Genomic DNA, 25,872 nt, shown 5'->3' on the forward strand with positions numbered 1-25,872 from the left:
TTACATTTTGCCCAGCAAAATGTACGGGGCGGTCCGCTCAATGCCTGGCTTGGACCATTGTCGCGATCTTCACGGGCTTGTCTGTCGGTTGTTTCTGTCTTTATCCGGGCACAATTGACGTCTTAATCGTTGGAAAAGCCACTGCTGCTGTAGTCCTTCTGCGCAGAAGGTAGCTAAGCAGTGTCGCGGCCTACTACACTCGGGAATCTTTGATACACGGAGGTTTTGACATGCGGCGTGTGGTGTTCAATCAGAAAGGTGGCGTGGGCAAGTCCAGCATCGCCTGCAATCTGGCAGCAGTGAGCGCCAGCGAGGGCTATCGCACGCTGTTGGTGGACCTGGATGCCCAGGCCAATTCCACTCAATACCTGACTGGCCTGACCGGCGACGATATCCCCATGGGCATTGCCGACTTCTTCAAGCAGACCCTGTCGTCCGGGCCTTTCTCGAAAAAGAACAAGGTGGATATCTACGAAACGCCGTTCGACAACCTGCACGTGATCACCGCCACGGCGGAGCTGACGGACCTGCAGCCCAAGCTTGAGGCTAAGCACAAGATCAACAAACTGCGCAAATTGCTCGAAGAGCTGGAGGAGGATTACGACCGGATTTACCTGGACACCCCGCCAGCGTTGAATTTCTATGCGGTTTCAGCGTTGATCGCCGCTGATCGGGTGCTGATCCCGTTCGACTGCGACAGCTTCTCCCGTCAGGCCTTGTACGGCTTGCTGGCGGAAATTGAAGAACTCAAGGAGGACCATAACGAAGGCCTGGAAGTCGAAGGCATCGTGGTCAACCAGTTCCAGGCCCGTGCCAGCCTGCCGCAGCAGATTCTCGACGAACTGATCGCCGAAGGCCTGCCGGTATTGCCGGTGTACCTGAGCAGTTCGGTGCGCATGCGCGAATCCCACCAGGCCAGCCTGCCGCTGATCCACCTTGATCCGCGGCACAAGCTGACCCAGCAGTTCGTGGAGTTGCATGGGTTGCTGGAAAGTGCCTGACTGGCAGGCCTGTACAAATCCAATGTGGGAGCGAGCTTGCTCGCGATAGCGGTCTGCCAGTCGATGCAATATTGACTGATACACCGCCATCGCGAGCAAGCTCGCTCCCACATGAGTGTTTTGTTTCAAATTCCCTGGCTGCGCAACCAGCTCATCAACTGCGGCAACGGCAGCGCCCCACTCTGGCGCGCCACCTCCCGGCCGTCCTTGAACAGAATCAGGCTGGGAATCGAACGGATCCCCAACTGCGCCGACAGTTGCTGGTTGGCCTCGCTGTCGAGCTTGGCCAACCGGCATTTGCCCGCCAACTGCGCGGCGGCCTGTTCGAACACCGGTGCGAAGGACTTGCACGGCCCACACCAATCGGCCCACACATCCACCAGCAGCGGCAGGTCACCCTTGATCTGGCTGGCGTAGTCGCCTTGCTTGAGTTCGAACGGTTTGCTCAATAACACCTGGGCCTTGCAGCGCCCGCACTTGGGCTGGTCGCCCAGGCGTTCGGCGGGTATGCGGTTGAGCCCGTTGCAATGGGGGCAGGGGATCAGCATCAGGTCAGTCTCCCGGAAAAATCATTGGCACAGATTGAACACTATATAGAAACCACCACAAAAACCTGTGGGAGCGAGCTTGCTCGCGATGGCGGTGTATCAGTCAATACTGCATCGACTGTCAGACCGCTATCGCGAGCAAGCTCGCTCCCACAAGGGTATATCGGTGAGGCTGTTACTTGGCGTTGGTCAGCGTGTTGTAGCTGGTCATCAGGTTGCGGTAGTCAGGGATGTGGTTGGAGAACAGGGTCGCCAGACCTTCCACGTCGTTGCGCCAGTCGCGGTGCAGTTCACAGGCCAGGCCGAACCAGGTCATCAGTTGTGCACCGGAGGACGACATGCGGTCCCAGGCCGATTGGCGGGTCAGTTCGTTGAACGTGCCGGATGCATCGGTGACCACGAACACGTCGAAACCTTCGGCCAGGGCCGACAGTGCCGGGAAGGCTACGCAGACTTCGGTGACCACGCCGGCGATGATCAGTTGCTTCTTGCCGGTGGCCTTGATCGCCTTGACGAAATCCTCGTTGTCCCAGGCGTTGATCTGGCCAGGGCGAGCGATGTACGGCGCGTCCGGGAACAGGGTCTTGAGCTCCGGCATCAGCGGGCCGTTGGGGCCGGTTTCGAAGCTGGTGGTGAGGATGGTCGGCAGTTGGAAGTACTTCGCCAGGTCGGCCAGGGCCAGCACGTTGTTCTTGAAGCGGTCCGGGTCGATGTCGCGTACCAGGGACAGCAGGCCGGCTTGGTGATCGACCAGCAGAACGGCGGCGTTATCTTTGTCGAGACGGTTGTAGGAAGTGGTCATGGCGTAGCCCTCATTAAGTTTTGGTTGCCGAAGGTTTCGGCGTGGTTAAGGTTTTTAATGTCGGTGTAGCGATTGATCAGTGACTCATCCGGTCGAAGCGCCCCGGCTTCAATCCGTGTTGCGTTTCGATGGGTGTAGATTAAAACTGGCACCTTTGATGCGCTAGACTGCAAAAATCCGCCTTAGCGTTCTATTTGGAGAACGATCATCGAAGACCTCAACACGCTTTACTATTTCACCCAGGTGGTCGAGCACCGTGGGTTCGCCGCGGCGGGTCGGGCGCTGGACATGCCCAAGTCGAAGCTCAGCCGGCGTATCGCCCAGTTGGAAGATCGGCTCGGGGTACGCTTGCTCCATCGCACCAGCCGCCACTGCACGTTGACGGAAATCGGCCAGGCCTATTACCAGCGTTGCCTGGCGATGCGGGTCGAGGCCGAGAGCGCGGCCGAGGTGATCGAGCGCAACCGGTCCGAGCCCCAGGGGCTGGTGCGTATCAGTTGCCCGACAGCGCTGCTCAATAGTTGGGTCGGGCCGATGCTGACCCGCTACATGCTCAAATACCCACGGGTTGAGTTGTTCATCGAGAGCACTAATCGGCGGGTCGACCTGATTCACGAAGGGTTCGATATCGCCTTGCGGGTGCGCTTTCCACCCCTGGAAAACACCGACATGGTCATGAAAGTGCTGAGCAACAGCACCCAATGCCTGGTGGGCAGCCCGGCTTACCTTGAGCGCTTGTCTTCACCCGCTTCGCCGGCGGACCTCAACGGCTTGCGCCGAGCGTGCACTGGGGTGGGGCGCAACGGGAGTACCAATGGGAGCTGTTCGGCCCGGACGGCACCCGCGCGCTGATTCGCCATGAGCCGCGAATGGTCACCGACGACCTGCTGGCCCTGCGGCACGCGGTGCTGGCCGGCATCGGCATCGCTCACCTGCCCACCGTGGTGGTGCGTGAAGACATAGCGGCTGGCCGGCTGGTGGAACTGGTGCCGGGCTGGACGCCCAAGTGCGGGATCGTCCACGCAATCTTTGCCTCACGACGCGGGTTGCTGCCGTCGGTGCGTACGCTGATTGATTTTCTGGCTGAGGAATTCAGCCAGAGTGATATGGCGTAGCGTGGAGGCAGCCATGCCTGCGGATTCTCCTTGTGGGAGCGGGCTTGCTCGCGAAGACGGTGTGCCAGTCAACATCTATGTGTCTGATACGCCGCATTCGCGAGCAAGCCCGCTCCCACAGGGACTCACACTCCAGGCTTTTCCAAGGACGTTTATCAAGGCTGCCATTCATCAGGTGCGCCGCACTGAAAAGCTGTCAGGGCCTCAAAAAGACACCACGTATCTGTTTGCAGACTCAGGAGGTCCCATGAGCCATCCTCAAGACCCAGCCACTCCCCAAGCAGTGGACAACCCCAATGACGACGGCTTCGTCCTCGGCACCGCCGGCCGCGACGAAGACCCCAACGCCGCCCCGGCCTACGCTATCGACCGCCGCCACGACCGGGACGAGCTGACCCCCGAAGACGCCCGCGGCATGCCCGGCTATCCCGAGGAAAAACCACCGGCAAAACCGACTGACAAGGACAATGCCGAAGCGGAGCCGGGAATCGAGACGCCCGAGCAGGGGAACGATAAGGTGGGGTGAGCTGGGCTCACATCCGTTCACATTTTTTACCGAAGCCTCAAGGGTTGGCTGGCTAGGCTAATAACGCATTCAGGCAACCCTTAGTCTGTTCGTTGCTATCGCAATTTGCGATAGCTGTGATCTGTGTTTAAATCTTCCATAGCAAAATGCGATAAGGACATTGCATGCATGTGATCACCGAGAACGCATTTGGGAGGCCAAGGAGAAATGGCCACGCTCAGCCAGTGCGCTGGATCAATGGTATCGACTTATCAAGCGCAACAGCCCTGCTGACTTCGCTGCGATGGAGTCCATTTTTCCCGCAACCGACAAGGTTGGCCCGTTACATGTGTTCGATATGGGTGGCAACAAGCTGCGATTGATCGCAGTGGTCCGTTACCGACCTCAGCGCTTGTACATCAAATGCGTACTGGATCATCAGGAATACGATAGAGGTAAGTGGAAGGAGGAAAAGGGATGAGCGCACTGATTGAACAAGTCGCTGCCCATTGGGAGTTTGTATCGCCCCTGCTGCGAAAACCCAGGAGCGAAGAGGATTATGACCGATTGGCGAGTGCTCTTGATGAGCTGTTGGCGTTGGTGGGCGAAGACGAAACGCACCCTCTCATGAGCCTGGTGGACATTATCGGCGAATGGATCGAGGCATGGGACCAGCAGCGCCGGCCGATGCCCAAGGCGAGCGGTGTCGAGGCGCTGCGTTACCTGATGCGTGAACATGGCATGAGCCAGAGCGACTTGCCGGGCGTTGGTACCCAGTCGGTGGTATCGGAGGTATTGAGCGGTAAGCGTCAGCTCAATTTGAGGCAGATCCGCTGGTTGGCCGAGCGCTTCGGTGTATCGGTGGAAACCTTCATTTGATGGTTCGGTGTAGCGCTGTGAAATACCGACCTGCTTTTGTGGCGAGGGGATTTATCCCCGCTCGGCTGCGAAGCAGTCGTAACCCGGCTCGCGGTTCATCTGTTGCACCGCGTTGCCTGTCTTGGGTCTGCTGCGCAGCCCAGCGGGGATAAATCCCCTCGCCACAGGGTAGTCATGTCTGCGGTCCGAACAGTTATGTGTTAGGCGGGCGGTTTATTTCAGCCCTGGCACCGCGTTACGACGAACAACTGATCTCCAGATGCTTGCCCCACTCCGGCGGACGTTGCGCGTAGCTGTCCATGCCCGGTTGTTCTTCGAACGGTTTGCTCAGCACGGTGTGCAGGCGGCGGACTTCTTCGTAGTCGCCTGATTCGGCGGCGTCGATGGCTTTCTGTGCCAGGTAGTTGCGTAGCACGTACAGCGGATTGACGGCATGCATGCGCGTGCGGCGTTGGTCTTGATCGACGGGGCCTTCGCGGTTGACGCGGGCAACATACAGTTCGCCCCAGGCGTCGAAGCCCTTGAGGTCGACGAAGTCATCGCGCAGGGTGCTCACGGCCTGCTCGGGCGCCTGGTCGCCCAGTCGGCGGAAGAACAGGCTGTAGTCGACGCCGCTGTTCTGCATCAATTGCAGCAAACGCTCCAGCAGTTTCTGGTCGTCTTCTTCGGCGCGGGTCAGGCCGAGGCGGCGGCGCATCAGGTCCAGATAATGGGCCTGGTACAGCGGCAAGTACAACCCGAGGGTCTCGCGCAGGGCTTCGACGCTGATGAACGGCGTCAGGGCCTGGGCCAAGGCGCTGAGATTCCATTGGCCGATGGGCACCTGATTGCTGAAGGAGTAACGGCCCTGGTCATCGGAGTGGTTGCAGATGAAGTTGGCATCGAAATCGTCAAGGAAGGCGAACGGTCCGAAGTCGAAGGTGATGCCCAGGATCGACATGTTGTCGGTGTTCATCACGCCATGGCAGAAACCGTAGGCCTGCCATTTGGCAATCAGCTCGGCATTGCGCTCGACGATTTCGCGGAACATCGCCAGGTACGGTTCCGGTTGTTCGCGGCACTCGGCAAAGTGCAGGTTCAACACGTGCTCGGCGAGGGCCGCATGCAGTTCGGGCTTCTTGGTGTAGTAGAAGTATTCGAAATGCCCGAAGCGCACATGGCTGGGGGCCAGGCGCAGCACCATGGCGGCGCGCTCCTGCTTTTCCCGCCATACCGGGGTGTCAGAGCCGATCACGCACAAGGCCCGGGTGGTGGGAATGCCCAGGGCGTGCAGGGCTTCGGAGGCGAGGAATTCGCGGATCGAGGAACGCAGCACCGCGCGCCCGTCGCCCATCCGTGAAAACGGCGTCTGGCCGGCGCCCTTGAGGTGCAGGTCCCAGTGCTCGCCAGCCTCGTTGTACACCTCGCCCAGCAGCAATCCTCGGCCGTCGCCCAGTTGTGGGTTGTAGTGACCGAACTGATGCCCGGAATACACCATCGCTCGTGGCTCGGTTTCGGCCCAGAGCTTGTGGCCGCCAAAGATCTCGGCGAACAGCGGTGCCTGGGCTTGCGCCGGGTCCAGGTCCAGCAACGCCATGGCCGCCGGACTGGCGACCACCAAGCGTGGATTGTCGATGGGCTCGGGCAGCACATGGGTCGAGAAGCCGTCGCCCAGGCGGGCGAAACGGTTATCGAAGGTCAGGGTTTCCAGCGTTTTCATGGCCGTCTCCGGCGGGACGCCCGCAGGCAACCCGCGATCAGTCGAGTTTGCCTTGCGGTGGCTCGGACACCGGCTTGATGCTGGCGACAGCCGAAGGCACGGGCGGGATGGTCTTTTTATCAGGCTCGGCGGGTACCAGTTTGTACTCCTGGCCTTGCATGTTCTTCAGATAGATTTCCATCTGCCGGAAGGAGATGTTGATGTGTTCTTTCTTGAACTCACGGTTGATGAAGCGGTTGATCTCGTCCAGCACCGGGTTGCGGTCACCGAGGTCGCGCACATGCATGCGCAGTTCATGATCCAGGGTGCTTTCACCGAAGTTCAGGAAGTACACGATCGGTTCCGGTTCCTTCAGTACCCGTGGGTTCTCGCGGGCGGCCTTGAGCAGCAGTTCGCGTACCCGATCCAGGTCCGAGCCGTAGTCCACACCCAGTTTCAGGGTTACCCGGGTGACGGTGTCGGTCAGCGACCAGTTGATCAGTTGCCCGGTGATAAAGGTCTTGTTCGGGACGATGATGTCCTTGCGGTCGAAGTCGGTGATGGTGGTCGCACGAATGCGGATCTTGCTCACCGTGCCCGACAGGTTGCCGATGGTGATGGTGTCGCCGATGCGCACCGGGCGCTCGAACAGGATCATGATCCCGGAGATGAAGTTGGCGAAGATCTCCTGCATGCCGAAGCCCAGGCCCACCGACAGCGCGGCCACCAGCCATTGCAGTTTGTCCCAGCTCACGCCCAGGGTGGACAGGGTGGTGACGAAACCGACGCCGGCGATCACATAGGACAGCAGCGTGGTAGTGGCATAGGCACTGCCCTGGGCCAGGTTCAGCTTCGACAGCACGAACACTTCCAGCAGACCCGGCAGGTTGCGCGCCAGGGCGAAGGTGATGCCGATGATGATCAGCGCCCCGAGCATGTCGCCGATGCTGATGGGCACCATGCTCATGTTGGCGCCAGTGCCGCTGGTGTATTCGTAGAGGGTGATGTTGTCCAGGTACGAGAACACGCTGATCAAGTCCGACCAGACCCAATACAGCGCGGCGATGAAACCACCCAGCAGGGCCAGGCGGATCAGACGCAGGGACTGTTCGTTGACCTTCTCGATGTCCAGCGTCGGCTCCTCGACCACCGCTTCGCCATCGCCGGCTTCCTTGGCCGCCTGGCGCTTGGCCAGGGCGCGCTGGTAGGCCAGGCGCCGCGCCGCCACCGACAGGCCGCGGACGAAGGTCGCCTCGATCACCAGCCAGAACATCAGCAGGTACAGGGTATTGATCAAGCGGTCGCTGAGTTTCAGCGCGGTGTAGTAGTAGCCAAAGCACACCGCCACGAACAGCGCGATTGGCAGCGCGGTGAACAGCACCCCGACGGCCTTGCGGAACAGCGAAGTGTTCCTGTGCGTCGGGCTGCTGAGCAACAGGCGGCTGAGCAACCACGCCATCAGCGCGTAGCAGGTCAGTACCACCGGCATGCCGAGCACGTCATCGGCCAGGCTCGAGGGTTGCAACTCGGCCACGGCCACCACGGCCACCAACGCCAGCACCACCAGCCCGAGCCGGCGGATCCAGCCCTGGAGGAATTCGACCTGGGGTTTCTCCCAGCGGAAATGCAACTCGGCCACGCCGCCCGGCGACAACACTCGATAGGCGGTGTAGAACACCAGCCAGGCCTGGCCGATCTGCAGCAGCGCCGCGCCGAGGTTGGCGTTCTGACCGCGGGCGTCGATCTGCAAGGCATAGCCGCAGAGGGTCAGCGCCAGGGCCACCGGCATGGCCAGCAGGATATTGATCAGGATCGCCTGGGGGGTGTGCCACTGGCTGTCGCGCTTGAAGTGGCCAACGTCTTGGTGAACCTTGTTCAGGCGGGCATAGAGATGCTTGCGCCGCCACAGCAGCGCACCGATCAGCAGCGCCAGGGGCAGGAACAGCAGCGGCCGCTGCGTCAGGCCATCGGCCAGCTCGCTGAGGCTGGAGGCCCAGGGCAGCGAGTCGATCTGTTTTTCCAGGCGCGTCGGCACGGCACGCATCCATTCGAAATCCAGCGGTTTATTGCTGGGAATCCAGAACATCTGCTCTTCGAGGGTCGCCCGCAGGTTCTGGGCGGTGCTGAGCAGTTGTTTCTGGTTGAGCTGCAAGGTGATCGATTCGTTGAGCACCGCGCTCAATTCGCGGTTCAGCCGTTCCAGCAGGTCGACACGGGTCAGGGCCAGTTCCAGCAAGGTTTTGCGCAGTTGCGGGGTGACTTGTTCCGAGGGCTGGGAGGCCAGCAGGCTGTCGACGTAGGCGCTGGGGTTGTTCAGCAACTCACGTTGCTGGCTGACTTCGAACTGGTACAGGCGGATGTCAGCGATCTGGTCGGCCAGGTTCTGGTCGAGCTTCAGGCGCGGCAAGGTCTGGCGCTGCTTATAGAGAATCTTGGAGAGCAGCAGGCTGCCCTTGAGCACACTGATCTGCTCGTCCAGGGCAGCGTCGGTCTGGGTCACGCTGTCCAGCAGTTGCTTGGTCTGCAGGTTCTGTTGGGTGACCTCGTTGAGGCGGTCGGTGCTTTTGAGCAGATAGTCGGAGAGCTTCAGGTTGGCCGCGCTTTCGGTCGCCAGCAAGCTGCTGCCACCGGCCTTCTGGGCTTCGATGGATTGCTGGGTCACCGTCTCCTGGGATTGGGCCAGGCGCTTCTGGTTGATCAGGTTCTGCAGATCCTGGATTTCCTGCTCCATGCGGGCGATTTTTTCCATCAGCAGATCGTGCTGGCCGTTGCCCAGGTCCTGCAGTTGGCTGTTGCCGGCCAGTTCCTGGCGGCGCAGGGGGATCAGTGCATTGAGCGCCGCCGACTCGGCGTTGAGCTGGTCGCGCTGCTCGCCGCTCAGGGTCTTGCCGGCGTCCCGGCCGGCCTTGAGGATGGCATTGATCTGCTGGATACGGGTCTGACTGTTGGAAATTTCCGCCTGGGCACGCTCGGGACGGGTCTGGGCGGTGATGATCAGGCTGTTGGCATCGGCCAGGGCTTTTTGCAGATCACTCTGCTGGGTGGAGCGATCCGTGAGCATTTGCTCGAGCTGGGGAATCGGCAGGTTGGCGTAGCGTTGCGCCACCGGCACCACCGTGGTGCCCTTGAGCCGCGCCAGTTCGCGCTGGTTCTCGATGTTCTGCTTGGGCGCGGTGGCCAGTTGCTGCTTGAGCGCCTGCAGCTTCTGTTCGTAGTCGGCCTTGTTGTTGAGCTGGGTCAGCGTGCTCTGCAAGACGGCCTGCAGGGCTTTCTGGTCGGCCTCCGGCAGTTTGCTTTCGGCGATCTTGTCCAGGCTGGCCTGCACCGAAGCGCTGGTGGGAAGATCAGCGGCTTGCAGCGTGCAGACGGAGAGACTCAGGCCCAGCAGGGCGGTGGCGAAAAAGGAGCGCAGGGTAGGCATAGAGACCGGTCAAGCAAATGAGAGTGGGAGCAGTTTAGAGGAACAAGCCGGGACCCGGGCGACTTCCTTCGGGGAATCTGACGCCCACTTTGCCGATCTTGTTCCCGTCCATGGCCGCGACGGTCCAAAGGGTGTTGTTCCAATCCACCTGGTCGCCGACCACTGGCGCGCCGCCCACTTTCTGGGCGATGAAGCGGCCTAGGGACATGTCCGGATCGATGCCGTCCAGCTTCAACCCGTACAGCGCGGCAACCGCGGCCAGCTGGGCGTCTCCTTCGAGTACGAAGTCGCCGAAGAAACGCAAATCCAGGCCCCGTTGCGGCGCTTGGCTGAACAGTTTTCCAAGGGCCGGCAAATCGTGTTCATGGCCGATAACACACAGCAAATCATCGACTTCCAACACCGTACTACCCGACGGATGGAGCAGTTGCTGGCCACGAAACAGGGCGGCGATGCGGGTGCCTTCGGGCATTTTCAAGTCGCGCAGGGGCGAGCCGATGCACCATTTTTCCGCACCCAGGCGATAGATGAACAGCTCCCACTCGCTGGTGACGTGCACTTCCAGCGCGGCCCGGGAAATCGGCAGCGGCTCGGGCGGGACGGTCACGTGCAGCAACTTGGCGACCCATGGCAGGCTCGTGCCCTGTACCAGCAGCGAGACCAGCACGATAAAGAACGCGAGGTTGAAATAGAGCTGGGCGTGGGGCAGGCCGGCCATCAGCGGGAACACGGCCAGGATGATCGGCACCGCGCCGCGCAGGCCGACCCAGGAAATGAAGGCTTTCTCGCGCCCATGGAACGCCTTGAACGGCAGCAGGCCCACCATGACCGACAACGGACGGGCAAACAGGATCATCCACAGCGCCAGGCCCAGGGCTGGCAGGGCGATCGGCAGCAGGTCGTGGGGCGTGACCAGCAGCCCCAGCACCAGGAACATGCCGATCTGGGCCAGCCAGGCCATGCCATCGAGCATGTGCAGGATGCCGTGGCGGCTGCGCACCGGGCGGTTGCCGATCACCAGGCCGCACAGGTACACCGCGAGGAATCCGCTGCCGTGCAGGGCGTTGGTCAGGGCGAACACGGCCAGGCCGCCACTGATGACGAGGATCGGGTAGAGGCCGTTGGCCAGATTGATGCGATTGACCAGCTGCAGCATCAGCCAGCCACCACCCAGGCCGAGTACCGAACCGATGCCGAACTCACGCAGCAGGTGCCCGAGCAGGCTCCAGTGCAGGCCGGTTTCGCCACTGGCAAGCATGCCGATCAGGGTGACGGTGAGGAACACCGCCATGGGGTCGTTGCTGCCGGACTCGATCTCGAGGGTGGCGCTGACCCGCTCGTTCAGGCCCTTGCCGCCCAGCAGCGAGAACACCGCCGCGGCATCGGTCGAGCCGACGATGGCACCGATCAGCAGGCCCTGGATCAGGTTCAGATTGAACAGCCAGGCCGCCGCCAACCCGGTCAGCCCGGTGGTGATCAACACACCGACTGTGGCCAGGGACAACGCCGGCCACAGCGCCACGCGGAAACTCGAGACCCGTGTGCGCAAGCCGCCGTCCAGCAGGATGACGGCCAAGGCGAGGTTGCCGACCAGATAGGCCGTGGCGTAGTTATCGAAAAGAATACCGGCGCCGTCGACACCGGCCACCATGCCCACGGCCAGGATGATCACCAGGATCGGGATGCCCAGGCGGGATGAAAGAGAACTGACCAGGATGCTCGCACCTACCAGCAACGCGCCGATCAAGAACAGGCTGTTGATGGTCGTTGCAGTCAAAGGCGTTACTCCGGGAAAACTGAGGGGCGGGCACAGACTGACCATGCAGTCTGCGTGCCAGCGATTCTAACCTGTTGAAATGTGATGCTGTCAAAAAAGGTTTGGGGTTGGGGGGCTGAACAAGCCCCTTCACTATTGATTAACAGCAATGGATTGGACATAGCCCTTGTGGCGAGGGGATTTATCCCCGTTCGAGTGCGAAGCGCTCGCCTTCTGATTGCATGGCAGCACAGTTGGGGGCTGCTTCGCAGCCCAGCGGGGATAAATCCCCTCGCCACAGGAAGCTCTCGCCTCAAAGGCAGGTGAAGCCTTAAAGGCTGAACCGCCCGACCATGCTGTTCAAGTCCACGGCCAGGCGCGACAGTTCGGCGCTGGCGGCGCTGGTCTGGTTGGCGCCGGTGGCCGATTGCACCGACAGGTCGCGGATGTTCACCAGGTTGCGGTCCACTTCACGGGCCACCTGGGCCTGTTCCTCGGCGGCGCTGGCGATCACCAGGTTGCGTTCGTTGATCTCGACGATGGCCGTGTTGATGGTGTCCAGGGACATGCCGGCGCCACGGGCGATGTTCAGGGTCGATTCGGCGCGCTCGGTGCTGTTGCGCATCGAATCCACGGCGTGTTCGGTGCCGCTCTGGATGCTGCCGATCATGCGTTCGATCTCGCTGGTCGACTGCTGGGTACGATGAGCCAGGGCGCGGACTTCGTCGGCCACCACGGCAAAACCACGACCGGCCTCACCGGCACGGGCGGCTTCGATGGCGGCGTTGAGGGCCAGCAGGTTGGTCTGGTCGGCCAGGCCGCGGATCACATCCAGCACTTTGCCGATGTCGCGGGACTCATTGGCCAGGTTACCGATCAGCGTGGCGGTGCTTTGTACGTCGGCACTCATGCGTTCGATGGCACCGACGGTTTCCTGCACCAGATCGCGGCCGTCGCCAGCGGATGTGGTGGCGTGTTTCGACGCTTCCGACGTGCTGACCGCATTGCGTGCGACCTCTTCCACGGCGCTGGTCATCTCGTTGACCGCTGTTGCGGCCTGTTCGATTTCGTTGTTCTGCTGGGTCAGGCCCCGGGCGCTTTCGTCAGTGACGGCGTTGAGCTCTTCGGCCGCTGACGCCAGCTGTGTGGCCGAACCGGAGATCCGTTGCAAGGTATCGCGCAGTTTTTCCTGCATGGTCGACATCGCCCGCAGCAGGCGACCGGCTTCATCGCTGCCGTCAACGGTGATCGGCCGGGTCAGGTTGCCCTTGGCGATCTCTTCGGCGGCATCCAGCGCGTTGGCGATCGGCTTGGTGATGCTGTGGGTCAGCAGCCAGGCGAACAGCAGGGTCAGGCCGGTGGCGATGACCAGCAGGGTGACCACCCAGATGAAAGCGTTTGAATATTGTTGCGCCGCGCCCTTATTGAGCGCCTCGGCTTGCAGGTTGTTGATCTCCAACAAGCGGCCGATTGCGGCGTTGATGGCATCGGAGTTGCTCAGCAATTCAGTGTTGAGCAATGTGCGCAGTTCATCGACCTGATTGTTGCGTGACAGGGTTTTCATGCGCTCTTCGAGCTGACGGTACTGCCCGAGCAGTTGCACATACTGATCGTAGGCGGCCCGTTCGTCAGGGGCGCTGATGAGCTTTTCATAGGCGGCCTGGGCCGCGCGGATCTGCTGGCCGCGTTGTTCGAACAGATCGTAGGTTTTCTGCTGGATGTCCGGCTCGCGGTTGACCAGCAAGCGATAGGACAAGACGCGCAGGCGCAGGGTGAGTTGGGTGAACTCATCCAGGGCCTTGATACTGGGCACGCTGTTCTGGGCGATGATTTCGCCGGAGCCGCGGATTTTGCTCATCTGGGTCAGGGCGAATACCCCAAGGGCCAGCATCAGGGCGCCAATCAAGGCAAACCCGAGGAACGCCCGCGGCGCGATGTTCATATTACGTAGGGACATGGAAAATACCGAAAATAGATGCGTCCGTGCGGGGCTGAGACTGCTGTTAACTGACTTATCGGACATACGCCTGAAGTCTTGAGGCGTTGTGGGCTTTTGTCGCAGGGCAAGGCGTGCCACGCGACGAAGGGTAGGAACCAGATTCTTGAATCGCAGTCTCTACAGCTCGCGAGCCAAGCACCGTCACCTTGTAAAGCGTGGCATCGGCGGTGACTTTTCTTTATCGTACGCGCCCCTTGGAAAAGCCTGGAAATCAATATGTTGGAAACATCCCTCAGCCAACTGGAGCAACTGGTCAACGACCTGGTGCAACAGAACCTGCACCTCACCGGCCTGAATGAAACCCTGAGCGCAGAACTTGCCAGGGCCAAGGATGAAAACGAAAGCCTGCAACTGAGCCTGATGGAACAGGAAGAACTGCACGGCACCACAGCCGCGCGCATCCAGGCCCTGATCGAGCGCGCCAGCGCCGGTCCTGTCAGCGCATGAAGCACGGCGCCGATGGGGTGACGGTCATCTCGATCCTGGGAGAAGACTATTCAATCAAAGCGCCGACCGGGCAGGAACAGACCCTGTTGGACGCCGCTTCGATGCTCAAGGCCGCCCTGGCCGACACGAAAAGGAAATACCCGACGCTGATCGGTGATCGCCTGCTGGTATTGGCGGCCATGAACCTGTGTTCGCAACAGATCGAAATGCAGAAGAGCCATCAGGCGGAACTCGACCGTTACCAAGAGCAAGTCAGCGCCACGGTCGAGGTGATTGCCAAGACGATCCAGCAGGCCTGAAACCGTTAACGAATGTTGACTGTGGGGCTTGTGTGGGAGCGAGCTTGCTCGCGATGGCGTCAGCGCAGTTGCCTGTGTGTTGGCTGAAACACCGCTATCGCGAGCAAGCTCGCTCCCACAGTGGATCGGTGGTGAACGCAGATGTCGTGTTCACTTGGAACCCCTGTGGGAGCGAGCTTGCCCGCGATTGGTTTTTAGCCGCGCCGCAAGACTCGCCTCAGAACCACTCATCCCGCATCCCCAGGCACGTATCATCCCGCGCCTCGAGAATCGCCAGCTCATGATGACACCCCGGCACTTCCCAGGTCAGGAAGTAGCGCGCCGCTTGCAGCTTGCCTTTATAGAAGTCGCTGTCCGCGGCATTGCCCCTGGCCAGGCCTTCCTCGGCACGAATCGCCTGTTCCAGCCAGCGCCAGCCGATCACCATGTGCCCAAACACTTTCAGGTACAGCGCCGAGTTGGCGAGGCTGCTGTTGACCTTGCCCTGGGCCAGGTCCGTCAGCAGGCCCAGGGTGACGGTTTGCAGGCGCGCCACCAACGCTTCCAGCGGCTGGCGCAATGGCGTCAATGATGGGTGCGCCTGGGCCCGTTCAGTGGTGTCGGCCACCAGGCGGATCAACTGCTTGAGCCCGGCGCCGCCGTTCTGCGCCAGCTTCCGCCCCAGCAGGTCCAGGGACTGGATGCCGTGGGTGCCTTCATGGATCGGGTTCAGGCGGTTGTCGCGATAATACTGCTCCACCGGGTATTCGCGGGTGTAGCCGTGACCGCCCAGGATCTGGATCGCCAGTTCATTGGCTTTCAGGCAGAACTCCGAGGGCCAGGATTTGACGATGGGGGTCAGCAGGTCCAGCAGTTCATGGGCGCGCCTGCGCTCGGCTTCGCTGTCCAGGGTGGTGGTGTCGTCGAACAGTCGCGCGGCGTACAAGCCCAGGTCAAACGAACCCTCGACGTAGGCTTTTTGGGTCAACAGCATGCGCCGCACGTCGGCGTGCTGGATGATCGCCACCGGGGCGGTGGTCGGGTCCTTGCTGTCGGGCACGCGGCCCTGCGGACGCTCGCGGGCGTATTCAAGGGAATACAGGTAGCCGGCGTAACCCAGCATCACCGCGCCCATGCCGACACCGATGCGCGCCTCGTTCATCATCTGGAACATATAACTCAGGCCGTGGTGCGGTTTGCCTACGAGGTAACCGACACATTCGCCGTTGTCGCCGAAGTTCAACGCGGTCGATGTGGTACCGCGCCAGCCCATCTTGTGGAACAGCCCGGCCAGCAGCACGTCGTTACGCGGGCCAAGGCTGCCATCGTCGTTGACCAGGAACTTGGGCACGATAAACAGCGAAATGCCCTTCACCCCCGGCGGCGCGTCCGGCAGTTTCGCCAGGACCATGTGCACGATGTTCTCCGACAACGGATGATCACCGCCGGAGATGAAGATCTTGTTGCCCTTGAGTCGATAGGTGCCATCGGACGCAGGCTCGGCGCGTGTACGAATATCCGACAGCGAAGAACCTGCATGGGGCTCGGTCAGGGCCATGGTGCCGAAGAAGCGGCCGTCGATCATCGGTTGCAGGAAGCGTTGCTTCTGCTCATCGCTGCCGAAGCTTTCGATCAGGTTCGCCGCGCCCATGGTCAGGAACGGGTAGGACGTTGACGCGGCATTGGCCGACTGGAAGTGTGCGAAGCAAGCCTGGGACAGCAGCGTCGGCAACTGCATGCCTCCGGCGTCGAAGCTGCGCGCGGCATTGAGAAAACCGGCCTCCAGAAAGGCATCCACAGCCGGCTTTACCTCGGGAATCAGGATTGCCTGGCCGTTCTCGTAGCGCGGTTCGTTTTCATCGTTCTTGCGGTTGTGCGGCGCGAAATGTTTTTCGGCGATTGTGCGGGCCGTGGCAATGGCCGCGTCGAAGGTCTCGCGATTGTGTTCGGCAAACCGCTCGCGCTGGGTCAGGCCCTCGGCATCGAGGACTTCGTACAGCTCGAAAGCCAGATTGCGGGAACTGAGCAACGTCTCGGACATGGCGGCCTACCTTTTTTTGGAATGGGCCGAGTCTAGGTGCGAGGCAGGAGGGTGAACAGCAAGATTGATTTGGGTGATGGAGTGGCAGAACGCAGGGGGTGATCTGACGCGGATAAAATGTGGGAGCGAGCTTTCTCGCGATAGCGATTTCACACACAACAAAGATGTTGGCTGTCAGGTCGCTATCGCGAGCAAGCTCGCTCCCACAGGGTCGGTGGGCTGAGCATCTATTGCCGATGCTCAGCGAATGTCGCGCTTAACCGATAGTCATCAGACTAGCGTTACCCCCCGCCGCAGCGGTGTTGACGCTCAAGGCCCGCTCGATCACCAAACGCTCCAACGCAATGTTGGTCTCACCCTGGGACAAACCATGCACCCCGACGATGGCGCCGGCACGCTTGGCCACCTGCTGGCAAACGTCGCGCAGTTGGTCCGAATCGCCGTGGTGCAGGACCGCGTCGAACAGCACATCGTCCTTGGTCCAGTCGGCAACTCGCTGGATGCGTGCCTGAATCTCTTTCGGCAAGCGGGCGAACAAGGCCTTGCTGGTGTCGGTTTCCGGCCACACGGCCGAGCCGCCCACGGCCAGTACGGCCGCCAGTTGCGTCAGCAGGTCGCCTTCCACGTCGGCCAGGCACAGCACGTGCTCGCGTGGCAGGATGGCATAGCTGTTGCGTTCGCCGGTCGGGCCGGTCAACTGGCGGGTGATGCCGCTTTGCGATTGGGCCGCGAACTGCACGCACAGGGCGCTCAGTTCGGCGAGCTTCTGGCTGTCGGCCCAGGCTTGCAGGGCGGTCAGCGGTTTGCTCATGGCATCGCGCAAGCGCAGGTCCGGCGCAACCAAGGCGTCGCCGCGCACGAAGGACTGCTGGATCGCATCGGTAGGACGAGTCGACAGCAGGCGGTACAGGTACAGCGGGCCACCAGCCTTGGGACCGGTGCCCGACAGGCCTTCGCCACCAAACGGCTGTACACCGACCACGGCCCCGACAATGTTGCGGTTGACGTAGACGTTACCAGCATGGACGTTATCGATGACCTTGGCGATGGTCTCGTCGATGCGTGTGTGCACGCCCAGGGTCAGGCCGTAGCCGGAGGCGTTGATCTGGTCGATCAACTGACCCAGTTCCTTGCGCTTGTAGCGCACCACGTGCAGCACCGGACCGAAGATCTCCCGTTGCAGCTCGTCGAAGCTTTCCAGCTCGATCAAGGTCGGCATCACGAAGGTGCCGCGCTTGCACTCGTCGCTGTCGGCGATTGCCATCTGGTAGACGGTGCGACCTTTGTCGCGCATGGCCTGGATGTGTTTCTCGATGCCGGCCTTGGCTTCGGCGTCGATCACTGGGCCGATGTCCACCGACAGGCGCTCAGGGTTGCCGAGGCGCGATTCGGCCATGGCACCCTTGAGCATTTCGATGACACGGTCGGCGGAGTCTTCCTGCAGGCACAGCACCCGCAGGGCCGAGCAACGCTGGCCGGCACTGTCGAAGGCCGAGGATACGACGTCGATGACCACTTGTTCGGTCAGGGCCGAGGAGTCGACGATCATCGCGTTCTGGCCGCCGGTCTCGGCGATCAGCGGGATCGGCCGGCCCTGGTTGTCCAGGCGTCCGGCGATGTTGCGTTGCAGCAGGCGGGCGACTTCGGTGGAGCCGGTGAACATCACGCCTTTGACCCGCTCGTCACCCACCAGGCGGGCGCCGACGGTTTCGCCGCGACCCGGCAGCAGTTGCAGGACGCCTTCCGGAATGCCGGCTTCGAGCATCAGGCGCACCGCCTGGGCGGCCACCAGCGGCGTCTGCTCGGCGGGCTTGGCCAATACCGGGTTGCCGGCGGCCAGTGCGGCGGCGACCTGGCCGCTGAAAATCGCCAGCGGGAAGTTCCACGGGCTGATGCAGACCACCGGGCCGAGAGGGCGGTGGGCGTCGTTGGTGAAATCGTTGCGTGCCTGCACCGCGTAGTACCGCAGGAAGTCCACGGCTTCACGCACTTCGGCGATGGCGTTGGCGAAGGTCTTTCCGGCTTCGCGGGCCAGCAGGCCCATCAGTGGCTGGATCTCGCCTTCCATCAGGTCGGCGGCACGCTCGAGGATCGCGGCGCGTTCGGCCGGTGGCGTGGCCTGCCAGATCGGTGCGGCGTTGAGGGCGCACTGGATAGCGTTGTCGACGTCGGCAACCGTCGCTTCCTGCACATGGCCGACCACATCGCGGTGATCGGACGGGTTCAGCACCGCTGCCGGGGTTTCTTCGCTGGCAGCGCAACCGAGCATCGGCGCGGCTTTCCAGTCGTTATGGGCGGTGGCCAGCAGGGCGCAGGACAGCGACGCCAGGCGATGCTCGTTGGCCAGGTCGATGCCGCTGGAGTTGGCGCGGTCGCTGCCGTGCAGGTCGCGCGGCAGCGGAATACGCGGGTGCGGCAGGCCGAAGCCGCCTTCCAGGGTTGCCATCTGCTCGATGCTGGCCACCGGATCGGCCACCAGTTCCTGGATGGAAATCGACTGGTCGGCGATGCGGTTGACGAACGAGGTGTTCGCGCCGTTTTCCAGCAAGCGGCGTACGAGGTAGGCCAGCAGAGTTTCGTGGGTGCCGACCGGGGCGTACACACGGCACGGTCGGTTCAGCTTGCCTTCGGAGACCTTACCTACAACTTGTTCGTACAGCGGTTCACCCATGCCGTGCAGGCACTGGAATTCGTACTGGCCCGGGTAATAGTTCTGACCGGCGATGTGGTAAATGGCCGACAGGGTATGGGCGTTGTGCGTGGCGAACTGCGGGTAGATGACTTCCGGCACCGACAGCAGTTTGCGCGCGCAGGCGATGTAGGACACGTCGGTGTACACCTTGCGGGTGTAGACCGGATAGCCTTCCAGGCCTTCGACCTGGGCGCGCTTGATCTCGCTGTCCCAGTACGCGCCTTTTACCAGGCGAATCATCAGGCGGTGGCGGCTGCGCCGGGCCAGATCGATGACGTAGTCGATCACGTACGGGCAACGCTTCTGGTAGGCCTGGATCACGAAGCCGATGCCATTCCAGCCGGTCAGCTGCGGCTCGAAGCACAGGCGCTCCAGCAGGTCCAGGGACAGTTCGAGGCGGTCGGCTTCCTCGGCGTCGATGTTCAGGCCGATGTCGTATTGCTTGGCCAGCAGGGTCAGCGACAGCAGGCGCGGGTACAGCTCGTCCATGACGCGCTCGTACTGGGCGCGGCTGTAGCGCGGGTGCAGGGCCGAGAGCTTGATGGAAATGCCCGGACCTTCATAAATCCCACGGCCATGGGACGCTTTGCCGATCGAATGGATGGCTTGTTCGTACGAGGCCAGGTACTTCTGGGCGTCATGTTCGGTGAGCGCGGCCTCACCCAGCATGTCGTAGGAATAGCGGAAACCCTTGGCTTCGAACTTGCTGGCGTTGGCCAGGGCTTCGGCGATGGTTTCGCCGGTGACGAACTGTTCGCCCATCAGGCGCATGGCCATGTCGACGCCCTTGCGGATCATCGGCTCGCCGCTCTTGCCGATGATGCGGCTCAGGGAGGAGGTCAGGCCCGTTTCGTTATGGGTGGCGACCAGCTTGCCGGTCAGCAACAGGCCCCAAGTGGCGGCATTGACGAACAGCGACGGGCTGTTGCCCAGGTGCGGCTGCCAGTTGCCGGTGCTGATCTTGTCGCGGATCAGCGCGTCACGAGTGCCTTTGTCCGGGATGCGCAGAAGCGCCTCGGCCAGGCACATCAGGGCTACGCCTTCCTGGGACGACAGGGAAAATTCCTGGAGTAAGCCCTGAACGATACCGGCACGGCCGCCGGCGCTTTTCTGGTTACGCAGTTTTTCCGCAATCGAAGCCGCCAGCTTGTTGGTGGCTTCGGCCATTTCCACCGGCAGGCGGGCCTGCTCGATCAGCATCGGCACCACTTCCGGCTCAGGGCGACGGTAAGCGGCGGTGATGGAGGCGCGCAGGACCGATTGCGGCAGGATGCTCTCGGCAAATTCGAGGAAGCATTGGTGAGCGTGGTCGACCTGTACGTCGCCGGCATCATCGCTGTCGGCGCGGGGTGAACCGTTCAGCTCGGTCAGGGTTGCACCACCCTCGAGTTTTTCCAGGTAATTGAAAATTGCCTGCTTGATCAGCCAGTGCGGCGTGCGATCGATCGAGGTTGCGGCCGCCTTGAGGCGTTCGCGGGTCGGGTCATCGAGTTTGACCCCAAGGGTGGTGGTAGCCATATTTTTATCCTCATGTTTACCACGTATGGCGTGGCATCAGCTGGCGGCAAGATTAGCTGCGCGATGATTGAGGTGCAACCGGGTGCAACCCTTTTTTTCTTGAAATGACAGGCAGCTCATCCGGAAGCCAGCGCGCCCCCGCCAAACCTGCACCGGCTTAGTGCTTTGGCTTCTAGTGAGACGCTACGGACTGCACTAAAAGGGAGCAAAAAACGGCGATTTTGCGATAAAAACGATCAGGTGCAACTTATTCGAGCGAAACTGGTTGCACCTTATTTGATTTGTTGAATAGCATTCGCGGCCAAGGTGCAACCGGCTCCAGGCCGAGGGGCATCGGCTGATGGCTTTCCTGGGGAAACATCAGTCATAAATTCGCGGGACTGCAAATCGTCGCTACAACGTCTGCGTTGTCGGCGCTTTCAACTGCCACCGCACCATAAAAACAAAGCCAGGGCGTAACTCATGAGTGTTAGTAATCCCACCTTGATCACTTTCGTGATCTACATCGCAGCCATGGTCCTGATCGGCCTGATGGCTTACCGCTCCACCAATAACCTTTCCGACTACATCCTGGGCGGTCGCAGCCTGGGCAGCGTGGTCACGGCCTTGTCCGCCGGTGCCTCCGACATGAGCGGCTGGTTGTTGATGGGTTTGCCGGGTGCCATCTATATGTCTGGCCTGTCGGAAAGCTGGATCGCCATCGGCCTGATCGTCGGCGCCTACCTGAACTGGCTGTTCGTGGCCGGTCGCCTGCGGGTGCAGACCGAGCACAACGGTGATGCCCTGACGCTGCCGGATTACTTCTCCAGCCGCTTCGAAGACAAGAGCGGCCTGCTGCGGATCATCTCTGCGGTGGTGATCCTGGTGTTCTTCACCATCTACTGCGCTTCCGGCATCGTGGCCGGTGCCCGTCTGTTCGAAAGCACCTTCGGCATGTCCTACGAGACCGCGCTGTGGGCCGGTGCCGCAGCGACCATCGCCTACACCTTCGTTGGCGGTTTCCTGGCCGTGAGCTGGACCGACACCGTACAAGCCACCCTGATGATTTTCGCGCTGATCCTGACGCCGATCATCGTGCTGCTGGCGACCGGTGGCGTGGACACCACGTTCCTGGCCATCGAAGCGAAAGATCCTTCGTCCTTCGACATGCTGAAAAACACCACCTTCATCGGCATCATCTCGCTGATGGGCTGGGGCCTGGGTTATTTCGGCCAACCGCACATCCTGGCGCGCTTCATGGCAGCGGATTCGGTCAAATCGATCGCCAATGCCCGTCGCATCTCCATGACCTGGATGATCCTGTGCCTGGGCGGCACCGTGGCCGTGGGCTTCTTCGGTATCGCTTACTTCTCGGCCCACCCTGATGTGGCCGGGCCCGTGACCGAGAACCCTGAGCGCGTGTTCATCGAGCTGGCAAAACTGCTGTTCAACCCATGGATTGCCGGAGTACTGCTGTCGGCCATCCTGGCGGCGGTGATGAGTACCTTGAGCTGCCAGTTACTGGTGTGCTCCAGCGCCCTGACCGAAGACTTCTACAAGACCTTCCTGCGCAAGAGCGCTTCCCAGCTGGAACTGGTCTGGGTCGGTCGCGCCATGGTGTTGCTGGTGGCCTTGGTCGCCATTGCCCTGGCCGCTAACCCGGAAAACCGCGTACTCGGTCTGGTGAGCTACGCCTGGGCCGGTTTCGGTGCTGCCTTCGGCCCGGTTGTCCTGATCTCCGTCATCTGGAAGAACATGACCCGCAATGGCGCGCTCGCCGGCATTCTGGTGGGTGCAATCACCGTGATCGTCTGGAAGCATTTCGCGTTGCTGGGCTTGTACGAAATCATCCCGGGCTTCATCTTCGCCAGCCTGGCCATCTACTTTGTCAGCAAGATGGGCTCACCTACCGCCGGTATGCTGCAGCGCTTCGACGCGGCGGAAAAAGATTTTCGTCTGAACCAGTAAGGCCTTCAGCGCGGCTTCGAGCCCGCAGGTGTGATCCATTGTGGCTAGGGAGCTTGCTCCCGCTGGGCTCTGTAGGAGCTGGCGAAGCGTGCGATCTTTTGATCTTTCACTTGAGGCTCAAGTGTTTGGAGAAAGATCGCAGCCTCGCTCCGCTCGACAGCTCCTACCGCTGGGCTCTGTAGAAGCCTGCGAGCTATAGAACCTGAACATAGCGTCCTGGCCCCAGATCTCTGATTGCCACACCAGGAACCATTCGCCGCCAGATCGAGCACGTCGCAAGAAATTGCTGATTCATGTGCAGGACGGCGACGATGCTTCGAATGTCTATCGGAAAATGCATCACGCTTTGCAGCTTTTACCTTCGTGGATGTAGGGCAAATCTGTTTTTCCTGACCTCCCGTACACGTCCCCTACTGCTCGTGCAGAATCGCCCGCCTCCATTCAGCAGAGGCACATCGGATGTTCCCGCCTGCCAATCCACCGCGTTTCACGCTGACGCTCGACAGTGGGCCTAATGAACTCAAGGTGCTTGAGTTCAAGGGCAAGGAAACCATCAGCCAGCCCTATCGCTTTGACGTGGATCTGGTCAGCGAGCGCTGCGACCTCGTACTGGACGAACTACTGCATCGCCAGGCATTCCTGCGATTCGATGGCCGGGGAGGGGGTGTGCACGGTCAGGTCTATAGCGTGGCCCAAGGCGATTCGGGCAACCGCCTGACCCGTTACCAGGTCAGTCTGGTGCCGCGCCTGGCCTACTTGCGCCACCGTATCAACCAGCGGATTTTCCAGCACTTGAGCGTGCCCGATATCGTCGCCCGGGTGTTGAAGGAACATGGGGTCCTGGAGGGGGCCTTCCAGTTCATCCTCGCAGGGCACTATCCCGAGCGTGAATACTGTGTGCAGTACGCCGAAAGCGACCTGGCGTTCATCGAGCGGATCTGTGCCGAAGTCGGTATCCACTATCACTTTCGGCACCGCCCTGACGGCCATCTGCTGGTGTTCGGTGACGATCAGACCGGGTTCCCCTGCCTGCCCGACTCGACGCTGTACCTGGCGGACAGCGGCATGGCTGCCGACGCGCCGGCCATCAAGCGTTTGGCGGTGCGACTGCAGACCCGCACCACGGCCGTAACGTTGCGCGACTACGACTTCCGCAAGCCCGGCCTGTTGTTGCAGGCCCACCTCGACAATCGGCAACTGCCGGCGCTCGAAGACTATCGCTACCCCGGTGGGTTCTGCGACCGGGACGATGGCAAGCACTTGACCCGGCGTGCCCTCGAGCGTCATGGCGCCGATCATCGCGTGGCGCACGGTAGCAGCGATGACAGCGCTTTCGTCAGCGGACATTTCATGCGTATCGAGGGCCATCCCAGGGAACAGTGGAACGATCTCTGGCTCCTGACGCATATCGACCATCATGGCCGCCAACCCCAGGTGCTGGAAGAAACAGCCTCCGCCGGCCCGGATGAATTCCAGGGCTACAGAAACACTTTTCTCGCTACACCGTGGGAGGTGTTTTTTCGGCCGCCCTTGCACCCTGAAAAGCCCCGTGCCCACGGTTATCAGTCAGCGGTGGTGACCGGGCCGGTGGACAGCGAGATCCATTGCGATGAATTCGGGCGGGTCAAGGTGCAACTGGCCTGGGATCGCGACGGCCAGCGCGACGAGCATTCCAGTTGCTGGCTGCGAGTGGCCTCGGGTTGGGCCCATGATCACTATGGTGCCGTGCTGATTCCCCGGGTCGGCATGGAAGTCCTGGTGGGGTTCATCGATGGCGACGTGGACAAGCCATTGGTGGTGGGTTGCCTGCCCAACGGCGCCAACCCGGTGCCGTTGGACCTGCCGGCGGACAAGACTCGCAGTATATGGCGCAGCCAGAGCAGTCCCGGCGGGGAAGGCTACAACGAGTTGCGCATCGAGGACCGCAAGGGGGCTGAGGAAATCTACCTGCGGGCCCAGCGAAACTGGACCCAGCACGTGCTGCACGACCAGCGGGTGCAGGTCGATCACGAGCGCAGCATCGTCGTCATCGGCACCGCACGGCACGAACTCAAGGCCGATGAGCAGCGCGTTACCCATGGCCGACGCCATGCTGAAGTCCGCCAGGACGATCATTTGCTGGTGGGCGGCGAGCGACATGTTCGCGTGACCAGCCAAGTCCTGAGCGCCAGCCGGCAGTTTCATGTCAGCGCCGGCCAGCAAGTGGTCCTGGAGGCTGGCGCCAGTGTGACCCTCCAGGCTGGCGGTCATTGGATCAACATTGGCGCCGACGGAATTTTCAGCAGCGTGCCGATCGAGGTCGGTGGGGCGCCGATGGCGGTCATGGGGGCGATGGCGGGTTCGCCGGAGGGCTCCGGGACGCAGGTCGCTGCGCCGGCCCCTCGGCTTTCCCTGGCGCAAATCCTCAGCTTCCAAGGCTCGGCGCCGTTCTGCGAGGAGTGCGAGCGTTGCAGAAACGGCGTCTGCGCAGGGCCATTGGCCTTCCACAAAACGGTCGACATACAGGAGCGCCCATGAACAGTGGTCAAACGCCCCGCGTCTGGCTTGAGCACCATCCGTTGCAGGTGCCCGAGCAACTTTTCGCCATTTTCAGCAACGCCAGTAGCGCTGGGGCATTGGCGGCCTGGCGGCGTTCGATGGCCGCGACACCCACGGCGATCTGGGCCGACACGCCGTACGCCGAGTGGGAGGCGGTCATGCCCTACGTAGGGCTTGTTCGCGCAGACTGTGGGTTTCTTGATTGGATAGCGGCCACCGACTCGCTCGACTGGGGTTGGCTGGCGGTGTCGTGTGCCAGCCAGGAAACCCTTGCCGAGCATTTGCGTGGGTTGACGCAGGTGCTGTTGCCAGGTGGTAAGCCGGTTTTTCTGCGTTTTTGGGATGGGCGCTTCATGGGACAGATCCTGCGATCGACAGTGGTGGATGCCGGGGAGCTCCTGCCGGTCATCAATCGTTGCCTGATCAACGCTCAATCCCTTGAGTTCGTCGGAAACGTCCAGCGGCCGGCGCGGATTTTTCCTTGGTGGGAAGTGCCGGTGGCGCTGCTGGACGCCATGACCGAGGCCCCGACGAGTTGTCTGTTGGATAACTTGCTCACGTGGCTTGGCCAAGAGCATCCGTCTCTGTGCGAGCGGGTCGACCATCGCGTCCTGCGGTGCAAGATTGCTCACTTTCTTGAGCGATCGAAGCCGGTTGTCGCGCCAAAGGCGCCCTTGCAGGCGTACTTGCTGCGGGAGCTGGGCTGA

At 61.6% G+C, this 25,872-nt stretch carries 17 protein-coding genes and 2 pseudogenes; 10 read left to right on the forward strand and 9 right to left on the reverse strand.

Going from position 1 to position 25,872, the window contains the following annotated elements:
- Positions 1-230: 230 nt before the first annotated feature.
- Positions 231-1,001: a ParA family protein gene (locus AB7M32_RS06950; protein WP_092173555.1), complete on the forward strand. Its 771-nt coding sequence runs from the start codon at positions 231-233 to the stop codon at positions 999-1,001.
- Between the two features lie 125 nt (positions 1,002-1,126).
- On the opposite strand, the gene trxC is transcribed toward AB7M32_RS06950, so the two are convergent.
- Positions 1,127-1,549 carry a thioredoxin TrxC gene (gene trxC / locus AB7M32_RS06955; protein WP_454249477.1) on the reverse strand — a complete coding sequence of 141 codons (423 nt, stop codon included), beginning with the start codon at positions 1,547-1,549 and terminating at the stop codon, positions 1,127-1,129.
- A 175-nt stretch (positions 1,550-1,724) separates the two neighbouring features.
- Positions 1,725-2,351, reverse strand: coding sequence for an isochorismate family cysteine hydrolase YcaC (gene ycaC, locus AB7M32_RS06960; RefSeq protein ID WP_025211469.1), 627 nt, complete (start codon positions 2,349-2,351; stop codon positions 1,725-1,727).
- Between the two features lie 207 nt (positions 2,352-2,558).
- On the opposite strand from ycaC, the pseudogene AB7M32_RS06965 reads away from it, so the two are divergent.
- The 4 genes and pseudogenes from AB7M32_RS06965 (at position 2,559) to AB7M32_RS06980 (ending at position 4,850) form a co-directional block, all read left to right on the forward strand.
- Positions 2,559-3,466, forward strand: a pseudogene (locus AB7M32_RS06965) (LysR substrate-binding domain-containing protein).
- A gap of 247 nt (positions 3,467-3,713) precedes the next feature.
- Complete coding sequence (locus tag AB7M32_RS06970) at positions 3,714-3,992, forward strand: hypothetical protein (protein ID WP_072407229.1); 279 nt, start codon at positions 3,714-3,716, stop codon at positions 3,990-3,992.
- A 160-nt stretch (positions 3,993-4,152) separates the two neighbouring features.
- Complete coding sequence (locus tag AB7M32_RS06975; RefSeq protein WP_454249478.1) at positions 4,153-4,452, forward strand: type II toxin-antitoxin system HigB family toxin; 300 nt, start codon at positions 4,153-4,155, stop codon at positions 4,450-4,452.
- A complete protein-coding gene (locus AB7M32_RS06980) occupies positions 4,449-4,850 on the forward strand; it encodes a helix-turn-helix domain-containing protein (RefSeq protein WP_454249479.1) in 402 nt (133 codons plus the stop codon). The genes AB7M32_RS06975 and AB7M32_RS06980 overlap by 4 nt, the downstream gene beginning before the upstream one ends.
- A 235-nt stretch (positions 4,851-5,085) precedes the next feature.
- On the opposite strand, the gene selO is transcribed toward AB7M32_RS06980, so the two are convergent.
- The 5 genes and pseudogenes from selO to AB7M32_RS07005 all read right to left on the reverse strand — a co-directional run.
- On the reverse strand, positions 5,086-6,549 hold the full coding sequence (selO, locus tag AB7M32_RS06985; RefSeq protein WP_454249480.1) for a protein adenylyltransferase SelO: 1,464 nt from the start codon (positions 6,547-6,549) through the stop codon (positions 5,086-5,088).
- 37 nt (positions 6,550-6,586) lie between these two features.
- Positions 6,587-9,949 carry a mechanosensitive channel MscK gene (mscK, locus tag AB7M32_RS06990; RefSeq protein ID WP_454249481.1) on the reverse strand — a complete coding sequence of 1,121 codons (3,363 nt, stop codon included), beginning with the start codon at positions 9,947-9,949 and terminating at the stop codon, positions 6,587-6,589.
- A gap of 34 nt (positions 9,950-9,983) precedes the next feature.
- Entirely contained in the window at positions 9,984-11,726 is a 1,743-nt protein-coding gene (locus AB7M32_RS06995; RefSeq protein ID WP_072407219.1) for a potassium/proton antiporter, read from the reverse strand.
- Between the two features lie 310 nt (positions 11,727-12,036).
- Positions 12,037-12,909 carry a methyl-accepting chemotaxis protein gene (locus AB7M32_RS07000; RefSeq protein WP_454252106.1) on the reverse strand — a complete coding sequence of 291 codons (873 nt, stop codon included), beginning with the start codon at positions 12,907-12,909 and terminating at the stop codon, positions 12,037-12,039.
- A 30-nt stretch (positions 12,910-12,939) separates the two neighbouring features.
- Positions 12,940-13,728: pseudogene (locus tag AB7M32_RS07005) on the reverse strand (MCP four helix bundle domain-containing protein); the annotation flags it as partial.
- Between the two features lie 192 nt (positions 13,729-13,920).
- Between AB7M32_RS07005 and AB7M32_RS07010 the strand changes: the two are divergent.
- Positions 13,921-14,151, forward strand: a complete 231-nt coding sequence (locus tag AB7M32_RS07010) for a hypothetical protein (RefSeq protein WP_158454650.1) — start codon at positions 13,921-13,923, stop codon at positions 14,149-14,151.
- Positions 14,148-14,450: a cell division protein ZapA gene (locus AB7M32_RS07015; protein WP_454249482.1), complete on the forward strand. Its 303-nt coding sequence runs from the start codon at positions 14,148-14,150 to the stop codon at positions 14,448-14,450. The genes AB7M32_RS07010 and AB7M32_RS07015 overlap by 4 nt, the downstream gene beginning before the upstream one ends.
- Positions 14,451-14,667: 217 nt before the next feature.
- Here AB7M32_RS07015 and AB7M32_RS07020 read toward each other — a convergent pair whose 3' ends face one another.
- Together AB7M32_RS07020 and putA are read right to left on the reverse strand one after the other, a co-directional pair.
- Complete coding sequence (locus tag AB7M32_RS07020) at positions 14,668-16,470, reverse strand: acyl-CoA dehydrogenase (protein ID WP_454249483.1); 1,803 nt, start codon at positions 16,468-16,470, stop codon at positions 14,668-14,670.
- A 256-nt stretch (positions 16,471-16,726) separates the two neighbouring features.
- A complete protein-coding gene (gene putA, locus AB7M32_RS07025) occupies positions 16,727-20,680 on the reverse strand; it encodes a trifunctional transcriptional regulator/proline dehydrogenase/L-glutamate gamma-semialdehyde dehydrogenase (RefSeq protein ID WP_454249484.1) in 3,954 nt (1,317 codons plus the stop codon).
- A gap of 462 nt (positions 20,681-21,142) precedes the next feature.
- Here putA and putP point away from each other — a divergent pair, with 462 nt between their 5' ends.
- From putP to AB7M32_RS07040, 3 genes are all read left to right on the forward strand, one after another.
- A complete protein-coding gene (putP, locus tag AB7M32_RS07030; RefSeq protein WP_072407207.1) occupies positions 21,143-22,627 on the forward strand; it encodes a sodium/proline symporter PutP in 1,485 nt (494 codons plus the stop codon).
- 459 nt (positions 22,628-23,086) lie between these two features.
- A complete protein-coding gene (locus tag AB7M32_RS07035) occupies positions 23,087-25,144 on the forward strand; it encodes a type VI secretion system Vgr family protein (RefSeq protein ID WP_454249485.1) in 2,058 nt (685 codons plus the stop codon).
- The gene (locus AB7M32_RS07040) at positions 25,141-25,872 is read left to right on the forward strand and encodes a DUF4123 domain-containing protein (RefSeq protein WP_454249486.1); all 732 of its coding nucleotides are present in this window, start codon (positions 25,141-25,143) and stop codon (positions 25,870-25,872) included. The genes AB7M32_RS07035 and AB7M32_RS07040 overlap by 4 nt, the downstream gene beginning before the upstream one ends.

This window comes from Pseudomonas sp. R151218B TE3479 (assembly GCF_053629195.1).